Source organism: Nocardioides sp., from assembly GCF_036267815.1.
Taxonomy (GTDB): domain Bacteria; phylum Actinomycetota; class Actinomycetes; order Propionibacteriales; family Nocardioidaceae; genus Nocardioides.
Genome location: NZ_DATAVI010000081.1, coordinates 1 through 15,387 on the forward strand (window position 1 = coordinate 1; position 15,387 = coordinate 15,387).

At 71.7% G+C, this 15,387-nt stretch carries 14 protein-coding genes; 9 read left to right on the plus strand and 5 right to left on the minus strand.

Annotated features, from left to right (window positions below):
- Nucleotides 1-514: 514 nt before the first annotated feature.
- Nucleotides 515-1,777: a TadA family conjugal transfer-associated ATPase gene (locus VHW64_RS16985; RefSeq protein ID WP_329651760.1), complete on the minus strand. Its 1,263-nt coding sequence runs from the start codon at nt 1,775-1,777 to the stop codon at nt 515-517.
- On the minus strand, nt 1,777-2,829 hold the full coding sequence (gene ssd / locus VHW64_RS16990) for a septum site-determining protein Ssd (RefSeq protein WP_329651761.1): 1,053 nt from the start codon (nt 2,827-2,829) through the stop codon (nt 1,777-1,779). The genes VHW64_RS16985 and ssd overlap by 1 nt, the downstream gene beginning before the upstream one ends.
- 130 nt (nt 2,830-2,959) lie before the next feature.
- On the opposite strand from ssd, the gene VHW64_RS16995 reads away from it, so the two are divergent.
- Entirely contained in the window at nt 2,960-3,790 is an 831-nt protein-coding gene (locus VHW64_RS16995) for an HAD family hydrolase (protein ID WP_329651762.1), read from the plus strand.
- Between the two features lie 372 nt (nt 3,791-4,162).
- On the opposite strand, the gene VHW64_RS17000 is transcribed toward VHW64_RS16995, so the two are convergent.
- The gene (locus VHW64_RS17000) at nt 4,163-4,885 is read right to left on the minus strand and encodes an oxidoreductase (protein WP_329651763.1); all 723 of its coding nucleotides are present in this window, start codon (nt 4,883-4,885) and stop codon (nt 4,163-4,165) included.
- A 59-nt stretch (nt 4,886-4,944) separates the two neighbouring features.
- Between VHW64_RS17000 and VHW64_RS17005 the strand changes: the two genes are divergently transcribed.
- Nucleotides 4,945-5,826: a class I SAM-dependent methyltransferase gene (locus VHW64_RS17005; RefSeq protein WP_329651764.1), complete on the plus strand. Its 882-nt coding sequence runs from the start codon at nt 4,945-4,947 to the stop codon at nt 5,824-5,826.
- A gap of 33 nt (nt 5,827-5,859) precedes the next feature.
- Here the strand turns inward: VHW64_RS17005 and VHW64_RS17010 are convergent, their stop codons facing one another.
- The gene (locus VHW64_RS17010) at nt 5,860-6,423 is read right to left on the minus strand and encodes a TetR/AcrR family transcriptional regulator (RefSeq protein WP_329651765.1); all 564 of its coding nucleotides are present in this window, start codon (nt 6,421-6,423) and stop codon (nt 5,860-5,862) included.
- 102 nt (nt 6,424-6,525) lie between these two features.
- Between VHW64_RS17010 and VHW64_RS17015 the strand changes: the two genes are divergently transcribed.
- The 7 genes from VHW64_RS17015 (at nt 6,526) to acs (ending at nt 13,897) form a co-directional block, all read left to right on the plus strand.
- Entirely contained in the window at nt 6,526-7,245 is a 720-nt protein-coding gene (locus VHW64_RS17015) for an MBL fold metallo-hydrolase (RefSeq protein ID WP_329651766.1), read from the plus strand.
- A 40-nt stretch (nt 7,246-7,285) separates the two neighbouring features.
- On the plus strand, nt 7,286-8,407 hold the full coding sequence (locus tag VHW64_RS17020) for a sensor histidine kinase (RefSeq protein WP_329651767.1): 1,122 nt from the start codon (nt 7,286-7,288) through the stop codon (nt 8,405-8,407).
- Nucleotides 8,404-9,141, plus strand: a complete 738-nt coding sequence (locus VHW64_RS17025) for a LytTR family DNA-binding domain-containing protein (RefSeq protein ID WP_329651768.1) — start codon at nt 8,404-8,406, stop codon at nt 9,139-9,141. Before VHW64_RS17020 ends, VHW64_RS17025 begins: the two co-directional genes overlap by 4 nt.
- A 4-nt stretch (nt 9,142-9,145) precedes the next feature.
- Nucleotides 9,146-9,532, plus strand: a complete 387-nt coding sequence (locus VHW64_RS17030) for a hypothetical protein (protein WP_329651769.1) — start codon at nt 9,146-9,148, stop codon at nt 9,530-9,532.
- Nucleotides 9,529-11,034 carry a cation acetate symporter gene (locus VHW64_RS17035; protein ID WP_329651770.1) on the plus strand — a complete coding sequence of 502 codons (1,506 nt, stop codon included), beginning with the start codon at nt 9,529-9,531 and terminating at the stop codon, nt 11,032-11,034. The genes VHW64_RS17030 and VHW64_RS17035 overlap by 4 nt, the downstream gene beginning before the upstream one ends.
- A gap of 162 nt (nt 11,035-11,196) precedes the next feature.
- Complete coding sequence (locus VHW64_RS17040; protein ID WP_329651771.1) at nt 11,197-11,802, plus strand: acetate uptake transporter; 606 nt, start codon at nt 11,197-11,199, stop codon at nt 11,800-11,802.
- 127 nt (nt 11,803-11,929) lie between these two features.
- A complete protein-coding gene (gene acs, locus VHW64_RS17045; protein ID WP_329651772.1) occupies nt 11,930-13,897 on the plus strand; it encodes an acetate--CoA ligase in 1,968 nt (655 codons plus the stop codon).
- A gap of 166 nt (nt 13,898-14,063) precedes the next feature.
- Here the strand turns inward: acs and VHW64_RS17050 are convergent, their stop codons facing one another.
- The gene (locus VHW64_RS17050) at nt 14,064-15,341 is read right to left on the minus strand and encodes a cation:proton antiporter (RefSeq protein ID WP_329651773.1); all 1,278 of its coding nucleotides are present in this window, start codon (nt 15,339-15,341) and stop codon (nt 14,064-14,066) included.
- Between the last annotated feature and the right edge of the window lie 46 nt (nt 15,342-15,387).

The following is a 15,387-nucleotide window of genomic DNA, read 5'->3' on the forward strand; positions in this document are numbered from 1 at the left end:
CCGCCGGGTTGATGGATTTCAATCTCGCCAGGGCGTTCATCCAGGCTCCCCTAGCAGTGGGGGCAACATCAGCCTCGCTCGTCACGACACGACCCGGCGGACGTCAGCAGCTGGGAGTGCTGAGAGGTTGGACGACCCAGCCTCACGCACCCCAGTGCTCCGCGCGAGGCGGACGATCTCGAACAGCGTTTCAATACAGTCGTAGTCCAAGAGACGGTCTAACCATGGCTGCGGGTCGAAGCCATCCAAGTGACTCTGGGACCGCAATCCCCGTCCCGCATGCACGGAGGAGCGACGTAGTTTGCCCCTTCGCTCTGCGTCCTTCAAAGCGTCCAAGGCGATCCTCTCGAGAAGTACCACACCGAGCAGTTGAGCAGCCGGGTGCACCGTCGTAGCGACCCAAGTCGAACACCGGGCCCTACTGACATCCTCGATCCTTGAGAGCAAGAAGTGCCTGACGTTGAGTGGGACACTGCCCGCGCGTCGGAAGGGGAGGCCTACACGCGTGGCCTGACTACCCATAGCACCCAATGACACTGCAAGAACCCCGCTCGCAGGCATCTTGCCAACGACGACCGATGCTCCTTGCCAGGCCGCCCATCCGGCCACGGCGTCGAGGAAGGCGAAAGCCGAAATCCAGGTCAGCGCATGGAGCCAGAAGCGTCCCGCAGTCTGTCGTCCTTCGAACCCGGCAAGTCCGACGGCGAAGACGATCACCATCCAAGAGTGCTCTGACATGGGCCTGGCCCCCGGTCCCTCGTTCCGCCGTTCCTTGTGCGACATCCAAGGGCCCTAGTATCCGCCGCCAGTGCGACGAGTGTCCAGTACTTGTTGGAGGTGTTGTTGGGGGGGTTATGCCATGAGTTTTGCAGTGGTTATCCACAGACCACGCCTGGTTGTCCACAGGTAGCCTCCATCTGGCTCCAGCACGCGCGACAGAGCGGTTACCAGCCGGGAGAGGCACCTCGGCGCCACGGACCTCTCCGACCACCAGCCGGTCCGGACGCATGCGCAAGGCCTGCCGCACCAGCGTCCTGAGGGTGATCTCGCCGGCCCCTTCGATGTTGGGCGGACGTGCCTCGAGCCCGACGACGTGCGGGTGGTCCGGTCGCAGCTCGCTGGCGTCCTCGACCAGGACGAGCCGATGGCCGGGTGACGCCAACGACAGCAGGGTGTTGAGCACGGTGGTCTTCCCCGAGCCCGTGCCTCCGCTGACCAGGAAGGCCAACCGCTGGGTGACCAGCGTCCGGAGCAGCCGCGAGCCGTGCTCGTTGATGGTGCCCGCCGCCAGCAGGTCGGCCAGCGAGAGCACGCGACGGTGCGGAACGCGCAGCGACAGAAGGGTGCCAGGCCTGGCCAGCGGCGAGAGCACGGCGTGCAGCCGGACACCGTCGCGCAGACGCACGTCGACGTGGGGGCTCGCATCGTCGAGCCGACGTCCTCCGGACGCGGCCAGGCGCTGAGCGAGTCGTCGCACGGCGTCGTCGTCGGCGAAGCCGACCTGCGTCCGCTCCAGGCCCGACCCGCGGTCGAGATAGACCTGATCGGGTCCGTTGACCAGGACGTCGGTGACGTCCGGGAGGGCCAGGAGGGGCTCCAGGGGCCCGGCTCCCACGACATCGCGCCGAAGTGCCTCGTGGACGGCGAGCACGGTCGCGTCGCCCACGGGACGGCCGGCGGTCCGCAGTGCCTCGGCGACGCGGTGCGGCGTCAGGTCGCCCGGGTCACGAGCGAGCCGCTCCCGGACCTCCTCGACGAGGTCCGCGGTGCCCACCATCACGCGGCCTCGGCGCGCGCCTGAAGCCCCGCCAGGACCCCGGCAGCCGCCCGACCCAGCGGCCCACGTCGAGACCGCACCGGCCCGAGCCCCAGGTCGACCGACTCCGCGACCCCGCGCTGGTCACCCATCCGCGCCAGCACGGGTGCGCCGACCACGCGCGCCAGCGAGTCGTCGTCCATCGCCGAGCCGCGCAGGACCAGGCCGAGCACTCCCGGGTCGGGGAAGCTCGCGCACCTGCGCACGGCCGCGGCGACTCCGGCCACCGTGGTCACGACGGTGACCAGCACCCGGTCGCAGCGCGAGGCCAGCTCGTCGACCATCGGGTCGGCCGCCCTCGGCAGGTCGACCACGACGGTGTCGTGGCCACGTCGCGCCGCAGACAGCGCCTCTCGCAGCGCCGACGGCTCCACCGGACCGGGTCTGCCGGCGGCGTCCCAGCTCAGGGCCGCCACGCCGGCCCGTCGCGGCAGGGACTCGCGCAGGGCGCGGGCGCTGAGGCGACCCGTGGCCTGGCCCAGCTCCTCCCAGCGCACGCCCTCGACCACGTCGAGCCCGAGCACGCGGTCACACCCGGGGCCGAACGGGTCCGCATCGATGACGACGGCAGGTCCGGAACGACCGGCGACCTGGGCCAGCGCGCACGCGAAGGTCGTCGCTCCGGACCCGCCGCTCCCGCCGGCGACGCCGATCGTGAGGCCGCGGGCCGGGGCCTCGTCGACCACATCGGTCAGTCGCTCGACCAGCCACCCCTCCGACCGCGGCAGGTCGGCCACGCCCTCGGCGCCCAGGTGCAGCGCGACCGGCAGCACCAGGTCCGGGTCGGGCGCCACCAGCACCACGAAGACCCCGTCGCGGCGCAGGGGCGCGGCCCGGGCGAGGGCCGGCGCGAGATCGTCGCCGACCAGGACGAGGGGCGCTCGTGACCAGGCACGCAGCGCCTCGGGCACGTCACGAGCGATGGTGGGCTGCACGCCCGCGGCGGCCGCCAGGCGGAGGAGCTCGTCGAGCAGGGACTTGTCGGTGGTCACGAGGAGAGGTGGTGGGGTCATGGCCGTCACGATGGCCCTGACCGGCGGCGGGTTCGACCATCCGCGGGACGCGCTGTGGAGCCGCTGGGCCTCGGCGACGAGTGTGGAGGTTCGGCGGTCCACCGACACTCCGGCCACTTACCATGAAGACATGGCCGGGAGCAGGCTGTCCGCCGTTCCGAGCCGGGCGTACGACACGTCCGGCCGGCCCTCTGCTGCCTTCTTCGACCTCGACAAGACGATCATCGCCAAGTCGAGCTCCCTAGCGTTCTCCAAGCCGTTCCAGGCCGGAGGCCTGATCTCGCGTGGCGCGATGCTGCGGTCGGCGTACGCCCAGTTCGTCTATCTCGTCGGCGGCGCCGACCACGACCAGATGGAGAAGATCCGGGCGTTCATGTCCCAGCTCGTCGAGGGCTGGGACGTCGAGACCGTCAAGGAGATCGTGGCCGAGACGCTCCACCACGTGGTCGACCCGATCGTCTACGACGAGGCCGTCTCCCTCATGGAGGAGCACCGCGAGGCGGGGCGCGACGTCGTCGTCGTCTCGGCAAGCGGCACCGAGGTCGTCGAGCCGATCGGCGAGATGCTCGGCGCCGACCACGTCATCGCCAGCCGGCTCGAGATCCTCGACGGCAAGTACACCGGCGAGATCGACTACTACGCCTATGCCGAGGAGAAGGCACGGGCGATCGAGGCGATGGCAGCCGAGCGCGGCTACGACCTCGAGGAGTGCTTCGCCTACAGCGACTCCATCACCGACGCCCCGATGCTCGAGGTCGTCGGCCACCCCCATGCCGTCAACCCCGACAAGGAGCTGCGCAGGCTCGCCGCCTCGAAGGGGTGGCCGGTGTTGCAGTTCTCCCGGCCGGTCACGCTGCGGAGCCGGATCCCGGTCAGGGGCACGCTCGCCGCCCTCACCGTAGGCACCGCGCTCACCGTCGGCGGTGCCATCTGGCTCAACCGGCGCCGCAAGCTCGCCTAGCGCTGGGTGGGCTGTCAAATCCCCCGCTTCCGCGGGGGATTTGGCACTTCCTGGCCGCTGCAACCCCCAAGAAGTGTCAACTCCCCCGCTTCAGCGGGGGATTTGACAGCAGGACGGCGACACGCGCACCCAAAGGGGTGGGCCAAAGTCAAGGGTTGCCGGGGGGCTCCGACCGGCGTACACAGGGACCAGGGACAACTCAAGATCAGCACGCGAACCGGGTACCCACGCGGCGATCGACCCTTCTTATAGGGCGCATGCCATCGGGATCCTCCCGGGGCTGCCACTAGGTAGATGCACGCTTGGTAGCCGGGTCCGCGTGTCAGCAGCGGCGCCCGACCCCTCGGGTGCCGCTGCGTCTATGCCGGGCCCTCACCGATCGCGCAGCGGGCTCGCCTCGGCGCCCGCGGCGTAGGCCTCGGCGGCGTACAGCAGCCAGGCCTGGAGCCCAGCGCGGCCGCCCTCGGCGTAGGCGCGCAGGTTCGACTCGTACGCCGGCCGCAGCGCCAGGTGCCCGGCCTCGGGCACGAGCAGCGAGGTGACGTCGAGACCGCTGCCGACCAGGACTAGCCGCTCGGCCGCCCGGGCGACGAGCCCGTCGGCCGAGCCGAACGGCGCCGCGGTGGCGAGCTCGGCGTGCACCAGCGCAGCGGTCATCAGGGCTCCTCGGCCCTCCCCGGCGAGCCCGGCCACCGCCCGCAGTCGCTCGGCGGCCGCCGTGTCGCGGGGTCGTCCGACCACGTCGTCCGGCACGGCGCCGGCCGCCGCCAACGCATGCAGCCGGGCCAGCGCCTGGAACGGTGTGCGAGCGAAGACGGGAACGAGCCCGAGTAGCTCCACCGACACCCTGACAGAGGCCTGGGCGACGGGGTCGCCACGACCGGCCCGGACGTCGTCGACCGAGGACGGCGATCCGGCGAGCACGGCGCTCGCCTGGGCTCCGCGCAACAGCGACTCCGAGGTCAGCTCCGGCGGGGTACGCCGCAGGCCGCGGTCGCGCAGCATCGCGTCGATCCCGTCCCGGGTCGCCGCGAACGCGGACGCGACCCCCTCGAGCTGGTCCGCCCCACCCAGTCGGTCGCCCAGAGGATCCACGCCCGGCACAGTAGCCATCGGCCGTGTCGGCGGGGTCACGACGGGTAGCCTCGGAGGCGATGAGCGACGAGCAGCCTCCCGCCGCACCACCTGAGGCGGCAGACGCGGGCCACCCCGACTGGGCGCACTCCTTCGGCGGCGTGGCCGATGCCTACGAGCGCGGTCGTCCCACCTACCCCGCCGATGCCGTGCGCTGGATGCTGGGCGAGCAGCCGGTCACCGTCCTCGAGCTCGGTGCGGGCACCGGCAAGCTCACCCGCGTCATCGCCGAGCTCGGCCACGACGTCCACGCGACCGATCCCGACGCGGCGATGCTGGAGATCCTCGAGCGGGAGGTGCCCGGCGTCCCGACTGCCCGTGCGGGCGCGGAGGAGATCCCGCTGGGCGACGACTCGGTCGACGCCGTCATCGCCGGGCAGGCGTTCCACTGGTTCGACCTCGATCGCGCACTCCCGGAGATCGCCCGCGTCCTGCGCCCGGGCGGCCGCCTGTGCCTGGTCTGGAACTCCCGCAACGAGAAGATCCCCTGGGTACGCCGCCTGGGCGCCATCATCGGCGCGCAGGACCAGCGCAGCCAGCCCGCCGAGGCGATGATCTACTCCGAGCTGTTCGGCTTCGTCGAGGAGCGGGAGTTCACCCACTGGCAGATGATCGACCGGCGGACCGTGCAGGATCTCGTGCTGTCGCGCTCCAACGTCGCCGTGCTCGACGAGCAGGCCCGCGCGGACAAGATGGCCGAGGTGCTGGCGTTCTACGACGAGTTCGGCCGCGGCATGGACGGCATGCAGCTGCCCTACGTCACGCGCTGCTTCCGGGCCGACGTCCTCGACCGCGCCGTCGTCGTCGCCGACGACGGCGGGACGACCGAGCCCGGAGCCGAGCCGGGCGACCGGCCGACCGACGGCCCCGACGACGACATGCTCCTCATCGACTTCCACTGACCTCGATGTCGGGTCCGTCGCAGGGCGACTTCCTCAACCGGCGGCGGGTCTCTCCCAGGCTCTGACCAAGGCGTCCACGGCGAAGTCCCAGGCCTCGTCCACGTCGCCGCCGAGCTGGAAGCCGCCCGCGAGCTCCATCGCGACGAAGCCGTTGGCCCAGGCCACGAACATCCGTGCGGCCAGCAGCTCGCGCTCCGCCCCCGCCAGGCGCCCGGCCACGCGACGTACCGCCTCGACCGAGCGGCCGCGCACCGCCGCCGAGACGCCGCCCGGGCGGGGGTCGAACAGCAGCCGGTACGACGTGGGGTTGCGGCGGGCGAACGCGCGGAAGGCAGCGGCCAGGAGCCGCAGGTCCTCGGCCGGGTCGTCTCCGACCAGGACGGAATCGAGCTCGTCGGCCATCTCGATCGCGACCTGGTCGGCCACCAGGCCGATCAGCGCGTCACGTCCGGCCACGCGCTTGTAGAGCGAAGGGGCCCGGACCCCCACCTCCGCCGCCACCGCCTGCATCGTCAGCGCCTCCAGACCGTCCTGCTCGACGAGCGTTCGGGCAGCGGCGACGACGGCCTCGGTGCTGGTGCGGGCCGGTGCGGGCATCGGGCTCTTCCCCTTCTTGGCTACACGATGTAGCCTTCATGGCTAGACAGTCTAGCCTTCATCGGGTCGCCACACGACCCTTCCCAGCGAGGAGACCACGCCATGAAGATCGCCCCGGGCCTGCACCGGATCGGGCCCCCGACCAGCGACACCGTCAACAGCTACCTCGTCGTCGAGGGCGGTGAGGTCACGGTCGTCGACGCCGGCCTCCCGGCCGATCGCAAGCTCCTCCTCGCCGAGCTCGACTCGCTCGGGCTGACCCTCGACGCCGTACGCGCGCTGCTGCTGACCCACGGCGACACCGACCACATCGGGTTCGCCCGGTGGCTGTGGGAGGAGCGGCAGGTCCCGGCCCACCTCCACGCCGACGACGTCGCCCGGGCGCGGCTCGAGGTGAAGAAGCCGATGCGGGGCTGGGGGCCGGTGAGGCCAGGAGCCGTCGCCGGCTTCGTGTGGTACTCCGCCCGGCACGGCGGCCTGCGGATCCCGCCGGTAGGGGAGACCACGACGTACGCCGACGGGGACGAGCTCGACGTGCCCGGAAGGCCGCGGATCATCCACCTGCCCGGTCACACCCCCGGCAGCGTGGGGGTGCACGTGCCCGGAGCGGACGCGCTCTTCCTCGGCGACGCGATGACCACCCGCAATGTGCTGACCGGGGCCACGGGCCCCAAGCCGGCGCCGTTCACCCTCGACCCGTCGCAGGCGGCGCGGTCCCTCGACCGGATCGAGGCCGTCGACGCGACCTGGGTCCTGCCGGGGCACGGCCCGGCGTACGACGCAGGGGTGGGCGAAGCGGTCCGGCTCATCCGGGAGGGCTGACCGCGCGACCCCGGGCGCCGGCACCGCCTACCCTGTGCCCATGCCGCGGTGGCGCCTTCTGCGTCCGGGCTACCTCGGCACCGAGGCGGACCGGGCGACGTTCCGTACCTTGCACACCGCCACGCAGATGACCAGCGAGCTGCGCACGGGGCTCACCCGGACGTCGGCGGAGCGCTGCGTCCGCCACCTCACGAGGCTGCTGGGCGCCCCCGCGATCGCGGTCACCGACACCACCGAGGCGCTCGCCTGGCACGGGCGCGGGCAGGCGCACGCCGCGCTGGTGAGCCCCCTGGCCGAGCGCTGCGCGGCCGAGGGCACCACGGCCGTCCGGGTCCATCGCGACTTCGACTGCGCCCAGCCCGGCTGTGCCCTGCGCCAGGCGATCGTGGCGCCGCTGACCGTCGAGGACACCGTGGTCGGCACCCTGATGGCGTTCACCCCGACGGCGTCGGCGGGTCTGGTGCGAGCCACCGACGAGCTGGCGCGCTGGGTGTCGGGTCAGCTCGAGCTCGCCGAGCTCGACGTCGCCCGTACCTCGCGGATGGAGGCCGAGGTGCGTGCCCTGCGGGCGCAGATCTCCCCGCACTTCGTCTACAACGTGCTGACGACGATCGCGTCGTTCGTCCGCACCGACCCCGACCGTGCCCGAGGCCTGATCATGGAGTTCGCCGACTTCACCCGGCACTCCTTCCAGCGGGCCGGCAGCTACACGACGCTGGAGGACGAGCTCCGCTCGATCGAGCGCTACCTCTCCTTGGAGCAGGCCAGGTTCGGTGACCGGCTCTCGGTGCTGCTGCGGATCGCGCCCGAGGTGCTCGGGGTCAGCATCCCGGTGCTGTCCCTGCAGCCCCTGGTCGAGAACGGCGTCCGCCACGGACTCGCCGGCAAGGACGCTCCCGGCACCGTCACGATCGTGGCCGAGGACAACGACTACGAGGCCGTGATCACCATCGAGGACGACGGCGTCGGCGAGGATCCGGAGCGGGTACGCCGGGCGCTGGCCGGCGACGAGTCGATGGAGTCGATCGGGCTCGGCAACGTCGACGAGCGGCTCCGGTCGGCGTACGGCGACGAGTACGGCCTCGTCGTCGAGACCGCGCCCGGAGCCGGGACCAAGGTCACCGTCCGCGTGCCGAAGTTCGCTGCGGGTGTGCGGGGATGAGCGCGTCCGACGAAGCAGCAGGACTGCGGGTCCTGGCCGTCGACGACGAGCCACCGGCGCTCGACGAGCTGGAGTTCCTGCTCGGTCGCGACGAGCGCGTCGCCGACGTCCACACCTGCGGCTCGGCCGCGGACGCACTGCTGCTCCTCCAGGGCGACGCCTTCGACGTCGTCCTGCTCGACATCGCGATGCCAGGGCTGAGTGGTCTCGACCTCGCCCAGGTGCTGCGCAAGTTCCGCACGCCCCCCGCGGTGGTCTTCGTGACGGCCCACGCCCACCACGCCGTCGAGGCGTTCGACCTGCACGCCGTCGACTACCTGCTCAAGCCCGTGCACGAGGAGCGGCTGCGCGAGGCCATCGGGCGGGTCCGCGAAGGCGGCGCGGCGACCGACGCCGACGAGCAGCTGCCGGTGGAGCTCGCCGGCGTGACCCGCTTCGTGCGCCGGTCCGACGTGCGCTACGCCTCTGCCCAGGGCGACTACGTCCGGCTGCACACGCCCTCGGACAACCCGCTGGTGCGGATGCCGCTGTCGGCGCTCGAGCAGCGCTGGTCCGACGCGGGCTTCGTCCGGGTCCATCGCAGCATCCTGGTGTCGATCGCCCACGTCGACGAGCTCCGGCTCGGCGGCAGCCGACCGACGGTCGTGGTCGACGGCGTCGAGCTCCCGGTCAGCCGGCGCCATCTGCCCGACGTACGCCGCGTGTTCCGGCGCTCGGCCGACGGCGAGGCCTGAGTCGATGACCGAGCAGCCGGCCACCCGGGTCCGGATCACCAGTCCGCGCACGCGCGCTGCCCGGTCGCGAACGCGTCGCTCGAACGCCGCCGAGATCGATGCCCTCACCCGGCTCGGCGAGGTCTACGTGCAGAGTCTGGTCCGCGCTCAGCTCCGTCTGGCCATGGCGGTCGTCGTGACGCTGTCGGCGACCATCGGCCTGCTGCCCGTGCTCTTCCGCCTGCTGCCGCTCGCCGACGTGCACCTGCTCGGCCTGCCCCTGCCGTGGCTGCTGCTGGGGGTCGTCGTCTACCCGTGGCTCCTCCTGCTCGCGTGGTGGTACGTACGCCGCGCCGAGCGCAACGAGGCGGCGTTCGTCGAGCTCGTGGAGCGGCAGGAGGACGCGGGATGAAGGAGCTGACGGCGCTGCTCGCCGTCACGCTGGTCGCCGGTGCGACCCTCGCCGTCGGCGCCTTCGGCCTGCGCGTCTCGCGGACCACCAGCGACTTCTTCGTGGCGTCGCGCCGGGTCGGGCCCTTCCTCAACGCCTCGGCGATCGGCGGCGAGTACCTCTCCGCCGCGTCGTTCCTCGGGGTCGCGGGGTTGGTGCTGCTCCGCGGCGTCGACATGCTCTGGTACCCGATCGGCTACACCGCGGGCTACCTGCTGCTCCTGGTGTTCGTCGCGGCGCCGCTGCGCCGCTCGGGCGCCTACACGCTGCCCGACTTCGCGGAGTTCCGCGTGGAGTCGCAGTCGGCGCGCCAGGTCGCCAGCTGGCTGGTCTGCCTGATCGGCGGTCTGTACCTCGTGCCGCAGTTCCAGGGGGCCGGCCTGACCCTGAGCGCCGTGACGGGTGCGCCGACCTGGGCCGGCGCCCTGCTCGTCGCGGTGGTCGTGCTGGTCAACGTCGTGGCCGGCGGGATGCGCAGCATCACCCTGGTGCAGGCCTTCCAGTACTGGGTGAAGCTCACCGCGCTGCTCGCGCCGGCGCTGGTCCTCTGGCTCGCCTGGCACCACGACGGCTCGCCCTCGCGCAACCTGCACTCCGCGCAGTGGGTCGAGCCGCTCCAGGGCCCGCACGCGACGTACCTCACCTACTCCCTGATCGTCGCGACGTTCCTGGGCGCGATGGGCCTGCCGCACGTGGTGGTCCGCTTCTACACCAACCACGACGGCGCGGCCGCGCGGAGCACCACGCTGGGCGTCCTGACGATGCTGAGCGTCTTCTACCTGCTGCCCACGGCGTACGGCGTGCTCGGCCGGGTCTACGACACCAGCCTGATCGCGCAAGGGCGGACCGACTCGGTCGTCCTCGAGCTGCCGGGCAAGATCCTCGGCGGCACGGGGTCGACCCTGGTCACGGCCCTGCTGGGCGCGGGCGCCTTCGCGGCGTTCCTCTCGACGTCGTCGGGGCTGGTCGTCTCGATCAGCGGCGTGCTGAGCCAGGACCTGCTGAGCCGCCGGTTCGACAACGTCACCGGCTTCCGGATCGGTGGCGTGCTCGCCGCGGGCGGCGCGCTGCTGCTGGCGGCCGTGAGCCAAGGCCTGCCGGTCGCCCACGCCGTCGAGCTCGCCTTCGCCGTGGCGGCGTCGACGTTCTGTCCGCTCCTGCTCCTGGGGATCTGGTGGCGCGGCCTGACCGCGCGCGGAGCCGTCGCCGGGATGGTCGGCGGCGGCACGCTGGCCGGCACGGCCGTGCTCGCCGCGATGGTCGGCGTACACCCGCCCGGCATGGCCGGGGCCCTGCTGGCGCAGCCGGCCCTGCTCACGGTCCCGATCGCGTTCGCCACGATGGTCGGCGTCTCGCTGGCCGATCGAGCCCACGTGCCGGTACACGTCGGACGGGCCATGGTGCGGCTCCACCTGCCCGAGGCGCTCGAGGTCGACCGCGGCGGGTACCACCCCTCCAGCTGACGACCGACCGCTCGTCGCGGCGACGACACCGCTCGTCGCAGCACGCCGTACGCACGCCGCCTCGGGGTGACCGCTGGCCGCACCACGCGGCACCATGCCTGTCCCTGTGGACCCGGCTTTGCCAGCGTTGCGCACTGTCAACGAACAGCGACAGGAGTCCTCATGTCCGAAACCGCGAGCCACACCCATCGCATGCCCGGCGCGCACATCGCAGACCCCGCACCGCTCGGGCTGGCGGGCTTCGCTCTCACGACGTTCGTGCTGAGCACGGTCAACGCCAACATCGTCCCGCAGGCCCTCGTCGGCGGCGCGCTCGGCGCGGCCCTCGGCTACGGAGGTCTGGCGCAGTTCGCCGCAGGCCTGTGGGAGTTCGCCAAGGGCAACACCTTCGGCGCCACCGCGTTCTGCTCCTACGGCGGGTTCTGGATCTCGTTCTGGTGGCTGGCCGAGCACGACCTGGCCAACCTCGGCCCCGACGGTCACAAGGTCGTGGGGGTCTACCTGCTCGCCTGGGCGATCTTCACCGGCTACATGAGCATCGCCGCGATGAAGGTCAACATGGCCGTCCTGACGGTCTTCGTCCTGCTGACGATCACGTTCCTGGCCCTGTGCATCGGGTGGTTCGACAACGTGTCGACCGGTTGGATCAAGCTGGGTGGCTACCTCGGCCTCGCGACCGCACTCGTGGCGTGGTACACGTCGATGGCCGGGGTCACGGCGTTCACCTGGGGTCGGCAGGTCTTCCCGGTCGGCGCACCCCGCGAGTAGCGGCAGAGCCCAGCACCATCGCAGGGTCCTCGCCCCGGCCACCTGGCGGCAGCCGCCTCGCTCCAGGGTGCGCCTATGGTGAGAGTGACGCCGGGCGCGAGGACCCGCCCGAGAGGAGACACGAGTCGTGAGCGAAGAAACCCTGTCCAACCTGCTCCATGAGGAGCGTCGCTTCGAGCCGCCGGCCGACCTCGCCGCCAACGCGAACGTGAAGGCCGACGCCTACGACGAGGCGGATCGGGACTACGTCGGGTTCTGGGAGAAGGCCGCCGAGCGGCTGACCTGGGACACCCGCTGGGACCGGGCGCTCGACTGGGACAACGCGCCGTTCGCCAAGTGGTTCGTCGGCGGCCGGCTCAACGCGGCGTACAACTGCGTCGACCGGCACGTCGAGGCCGGGAACGGCGACCGGGTCGCCTACCACTGGATCGGCGAGCCGGCGGACGACACCCGCCAGATCACCTACGCCGAGCTCAAGGACATGGTGTGCCAGGCGGCCAACGCCTTGATCGAGCTGGGCGTGAGGACCGGCGACCGGGTCGCGATCTACATGCCGATGATCCCCGAGACCGTCGTCGCGATGCTGGCCTGCGCCCGCCTCGGGGCGCCGCACACGGTGGTCTTCGGCGGCTTCTCGGCGACCGCGCTGCGCGACCGCATCCAAGACTGCGACGCCCGGATCGTGATCACCTCCGACGGCGGCTACCGCCGCGGCGCCCCCGCTGCCCTCAAGCCGGCCGTGGACGAGGCGCTCGAGTCGTGCCCCGACGTGCGCAACGTGCTCGTCGTACGCCGTACCGGCCAGGAGGTCTCCTGGACCGAGGGTCGAGACGTGTGGTGGCACGACGCGGTCGACTCGGCCTCCACGGAGCACACTCCGGAGGCCTTCGACAGCGAGCACCCGCTCTACGTGATGTACACCTCGGGCACGACCGGCCAGCCCAAGGGCATCCTGCACACCACCGCCGGCTACCTCGTCGGCACGGCGTACACCCACTGGGCGGTCTTCGACCTCAAGGACGACGACGTCTACTGGACCGCCGCCGACATCGGCTGGGTCACCGGTCACTCCTACATCGTCTACGGGCCGCTGGCCAACGGCGCGACGTCGGTGATGTACGAGGGGACACCCGACACCCCGCACAAGGGGCGCTGGTGGGAGATCATCGCCGACTACAAGGTCACCCTGCTCTACTGCGCGCCGACGGTGATCCGCACCTTCATGAAGTGGGGCGCTGACATCCCCGCGAAGTTCGACCTGTCGACGCTGCGGATCATCGGGTCGGTGGGCGAGCCGATCAACCCCGAGGCCTACATCTGGTACCGCGAGACCATCGGCGGCGGCCGCACCCCGGTCGTCGACACGTGGTGGCAGACCGAGACCGGGATGCACATGATCAGCCCCCTCCCCGGGGTCACCGCGGGCAAGCCCGGATCGGCGATGAAGGCACTACCCGGCGTCTCGGCGCTGGTCGTGGACGACGACGGGAACGCCGTGAAGCCGGGCTCCGGCGGGTACCTCGTGCTGACCGAGCCGTGGCCGGCGATGCTGCGCACGATCTGGGGCGACGACGACCGCTACAAGGAGACCTACTGGTCGCGCTTCCCGGGCAAGTACTTCGCCGGTGACGGCGCCAAGCTCGACGAGGACGGCGACATCTGGCTGCTCGGCCGGGTCGACGACGTCATGAACATCTCGGGGCACCGGCTCTCGACCACCGAGATCGAGTCGGCCCTGGTCTCGCACCCGAAGGTCGCCGAGGCCGCCGTCGTCGGCGCCACCGACCCCGACACCGGACAGGCGGTCAACGCGTTCGTGATCCTCCGCGAGTCGGCGCTGACCGACGGGAAGGCCGACGAGGGCATCGTGGCGGAGCTGCGCGACCACGTGGCCAAGGAGATCGGCCCGATCGCCAAGCCCAAGTCGATCCTGGTCGTCTCCGAGCTGCCCAAGACCAGGTCCGGCAAGATCATGCGGCGCCTGCTGCGCGACGTTGCCGAGAAGCGCGACGTCGGCGACGTCACCACCCTCGCCGACTCCAACGTCATGGACCAGATCAAGGAAGGCATAGCCAAGGGCTCCGACGAGGACTGACCCCACGGCTGACGCGGCACCCCACGGCCGACGCGGCACCCCCGGCCGACGCGGCACCCCACGGCCGACGCGGCACCCCACGCCGAGTCGTCATATGACGACTCGGCGTGCTTTGGGCATCCCTTTGCGCCGACTCGGCGTGCTTTGGGCGTCCCTTTGCGCCGGGTCAGCGTGGTGGGGGGAGACCTTCTACCGGGTCGGCGAGGCGGAGGCGGCGGAGCAGGGTAGGGACGAGGCTGCCCTGGACGGCGACCGACAGGACGACGACGACCACCACGACACCGTAGAGGCGCTCCGGGTCTGCGACATCCGCCTCGAGCAGCAGCAGGCCGAGCAGGATCGGCACGGCACCCTTGAGCCCGGCGAGGAGCACGAACCAGCGCTCGTTGCGCGCCAGGCCGGACCCCGCCAGCAGCGGCCCCACCAGCAGGGGTCGCACCACGACGGCCAGGACGACGGCGACCGCGAGGCCGGGTACCCACACGTCCGCATGCCCCAGGGTCGAGAGCCGGACGGTCAGGCCGAGCACGACGAAGGCGGCGACCTCGCCCAGGCTCGCGAGTCCGGCATGGACGTGCTCGAGCTCTCGGCGGTACGGCGTACGCACCTCGCCCATCAGCACCCCGGCCACGAACACGGCCAGGAAGCCCGAGCCGTGCAGGAGCGTGGCGACGGCGAAGAGGAGCAGGACACAGGCGATCGTCCGCATCGGCTGGAGGCCGCTGTCGGGCAGCGGCACGCGCTCGACGAAGATCCGTAGCAATGAGCCCCCGACCACCCCGACGGCCAGGCCGACGCCCATCTGGAGCGCGAACTCGCCGACGACGTGCAGCAGCGCCCCGCCGGAGATGCCACCCGCGCTGATCAGGCTGGCCATCAGGGCGATGCCGACCGGGTCGTTGGCACCCGACTCGCCCTCCAGGAGGGTGCCGCTGCGCCCCTGGACCTCCTGCTGCCCCAGCACCGAGAAGACGACGGCGGGGTCGGTCGGTGCGACGGCGGTTGCGACCAGCGCGGCGGCGTACCAGTCGAGCCCGACGACCAGGTGGCAGAAGACGGCGACGCCGGCCGCGGTGACGAAGGTGCCGACGACCCCGACCACGGCGATGCTGCCGGCGGCGCTGCGAAGCCGGGTCAGCCCGATCCCCATGCCGCCCTCGAAGAGGATGAAGACCAGGGCCACCGTCACGATCCGCTCGACGGCGCGCTCGGGTGGCTGGTGCAGCGACGGGACCACCTGGACCGCCACGGCCGCGGCGACGAGCATGATCGCCGCCGGCGGGACCCGGACCCAGCGGGTGACCCGATGCGAGAGGAGTCCGCCCAGCCCGACCAGCGACAACAGCAGCAGCAGCCAGGCGAAGGTGCGGGTGTCGGCCATGCTGCTCCCGGGGTCGCCGTGCTCGACCGTCACTGCTGACGGGCCGACCAGACTTCCCGGCACACCTCGTGTTCGCGAGCCAGGTTACCGCCCAGCGGGCCGGGGTACG

Bases quoted from the DNA above. Each gene is read 5' to 3' on its own strand.
- VHW64_RS17015 (WP_329651766.1), top strand. From the start codon at position 6,526: ATGAAGATCGCCCCGGGCCTGCACCGGATCGGGCCCCCGACCAGCGAC.
- VHW64_RS17040 (WP_329651771.1), top strand. From the start codon at position 11,197: ATGTCCGAAACCGCGAGCCACACCCATCGCATGCCCGGCGCGCACATC.
- VHW64_RS17020 (WP_329651767.1), top strand. From the start codon at position 7,286: ATGCCGCGGTGGCGCCTTCTGCGTCCGGGCTACCTCGGCACCGAGGCG.
- VHW64_RS17035 (WP_329651770.1), top strand. From the start codon at position 9,529: ATGAAGGAGCTGACGGCGCTGCTCGCCGTCACGCTGGTCGCCGGTGCG.
- ssd (WP_329651761.1), bottom strand. From the start codon at position 2,829: ATGACCCCACCACCTCTCCTCGTGACCACCGACAAGTCCCTGCTCGAC.
- VHW64_RS17030 (WP_329651769.1), top strand. From the start codon at position 9,146: ATGACCGAGCAGCCGGCCACCCGGGTCCGGATCACCAGTCCGCGCACG.
- VHW64_RS16995 (WP_329651762.1), top strand. From the start codon at position 2,960: ATGGCCGGGAGCAGGCTGTCCGCCGTTCCGAGCCGGGCGTACGACACG.
- VHW64_RS17010 (WP_329651765.1), bottom strand. From the start codon at position 6,423: ATGCCCGCACCGGCCCGCACCAGCACCGAGGCCGTCGTCGCCGCTGCC.
- VHW64_RS17025 (WP_329651768.1), top strand. From the start codon at position 8,404: ATGAGCGCGTCCGACGAAGCAGCAGGACTGCGGGTCCTGGCCGTCGAC.
- VHW64_RS16985 (WP_329651760.1), bottom strand. From the start codon at position 1,777: ATGGTGGGCACCGCGGACCTCGTCGAGGAGGTCCGGGAGCGGCTCGCT.
- VHW64_RS17005 (WP_329651764.1), top strand. From the start codon at position 4,945: ATGAGCGACGAGCAGCCTCCCGCCGCACCACCTGAGGCGGCAGACGCG.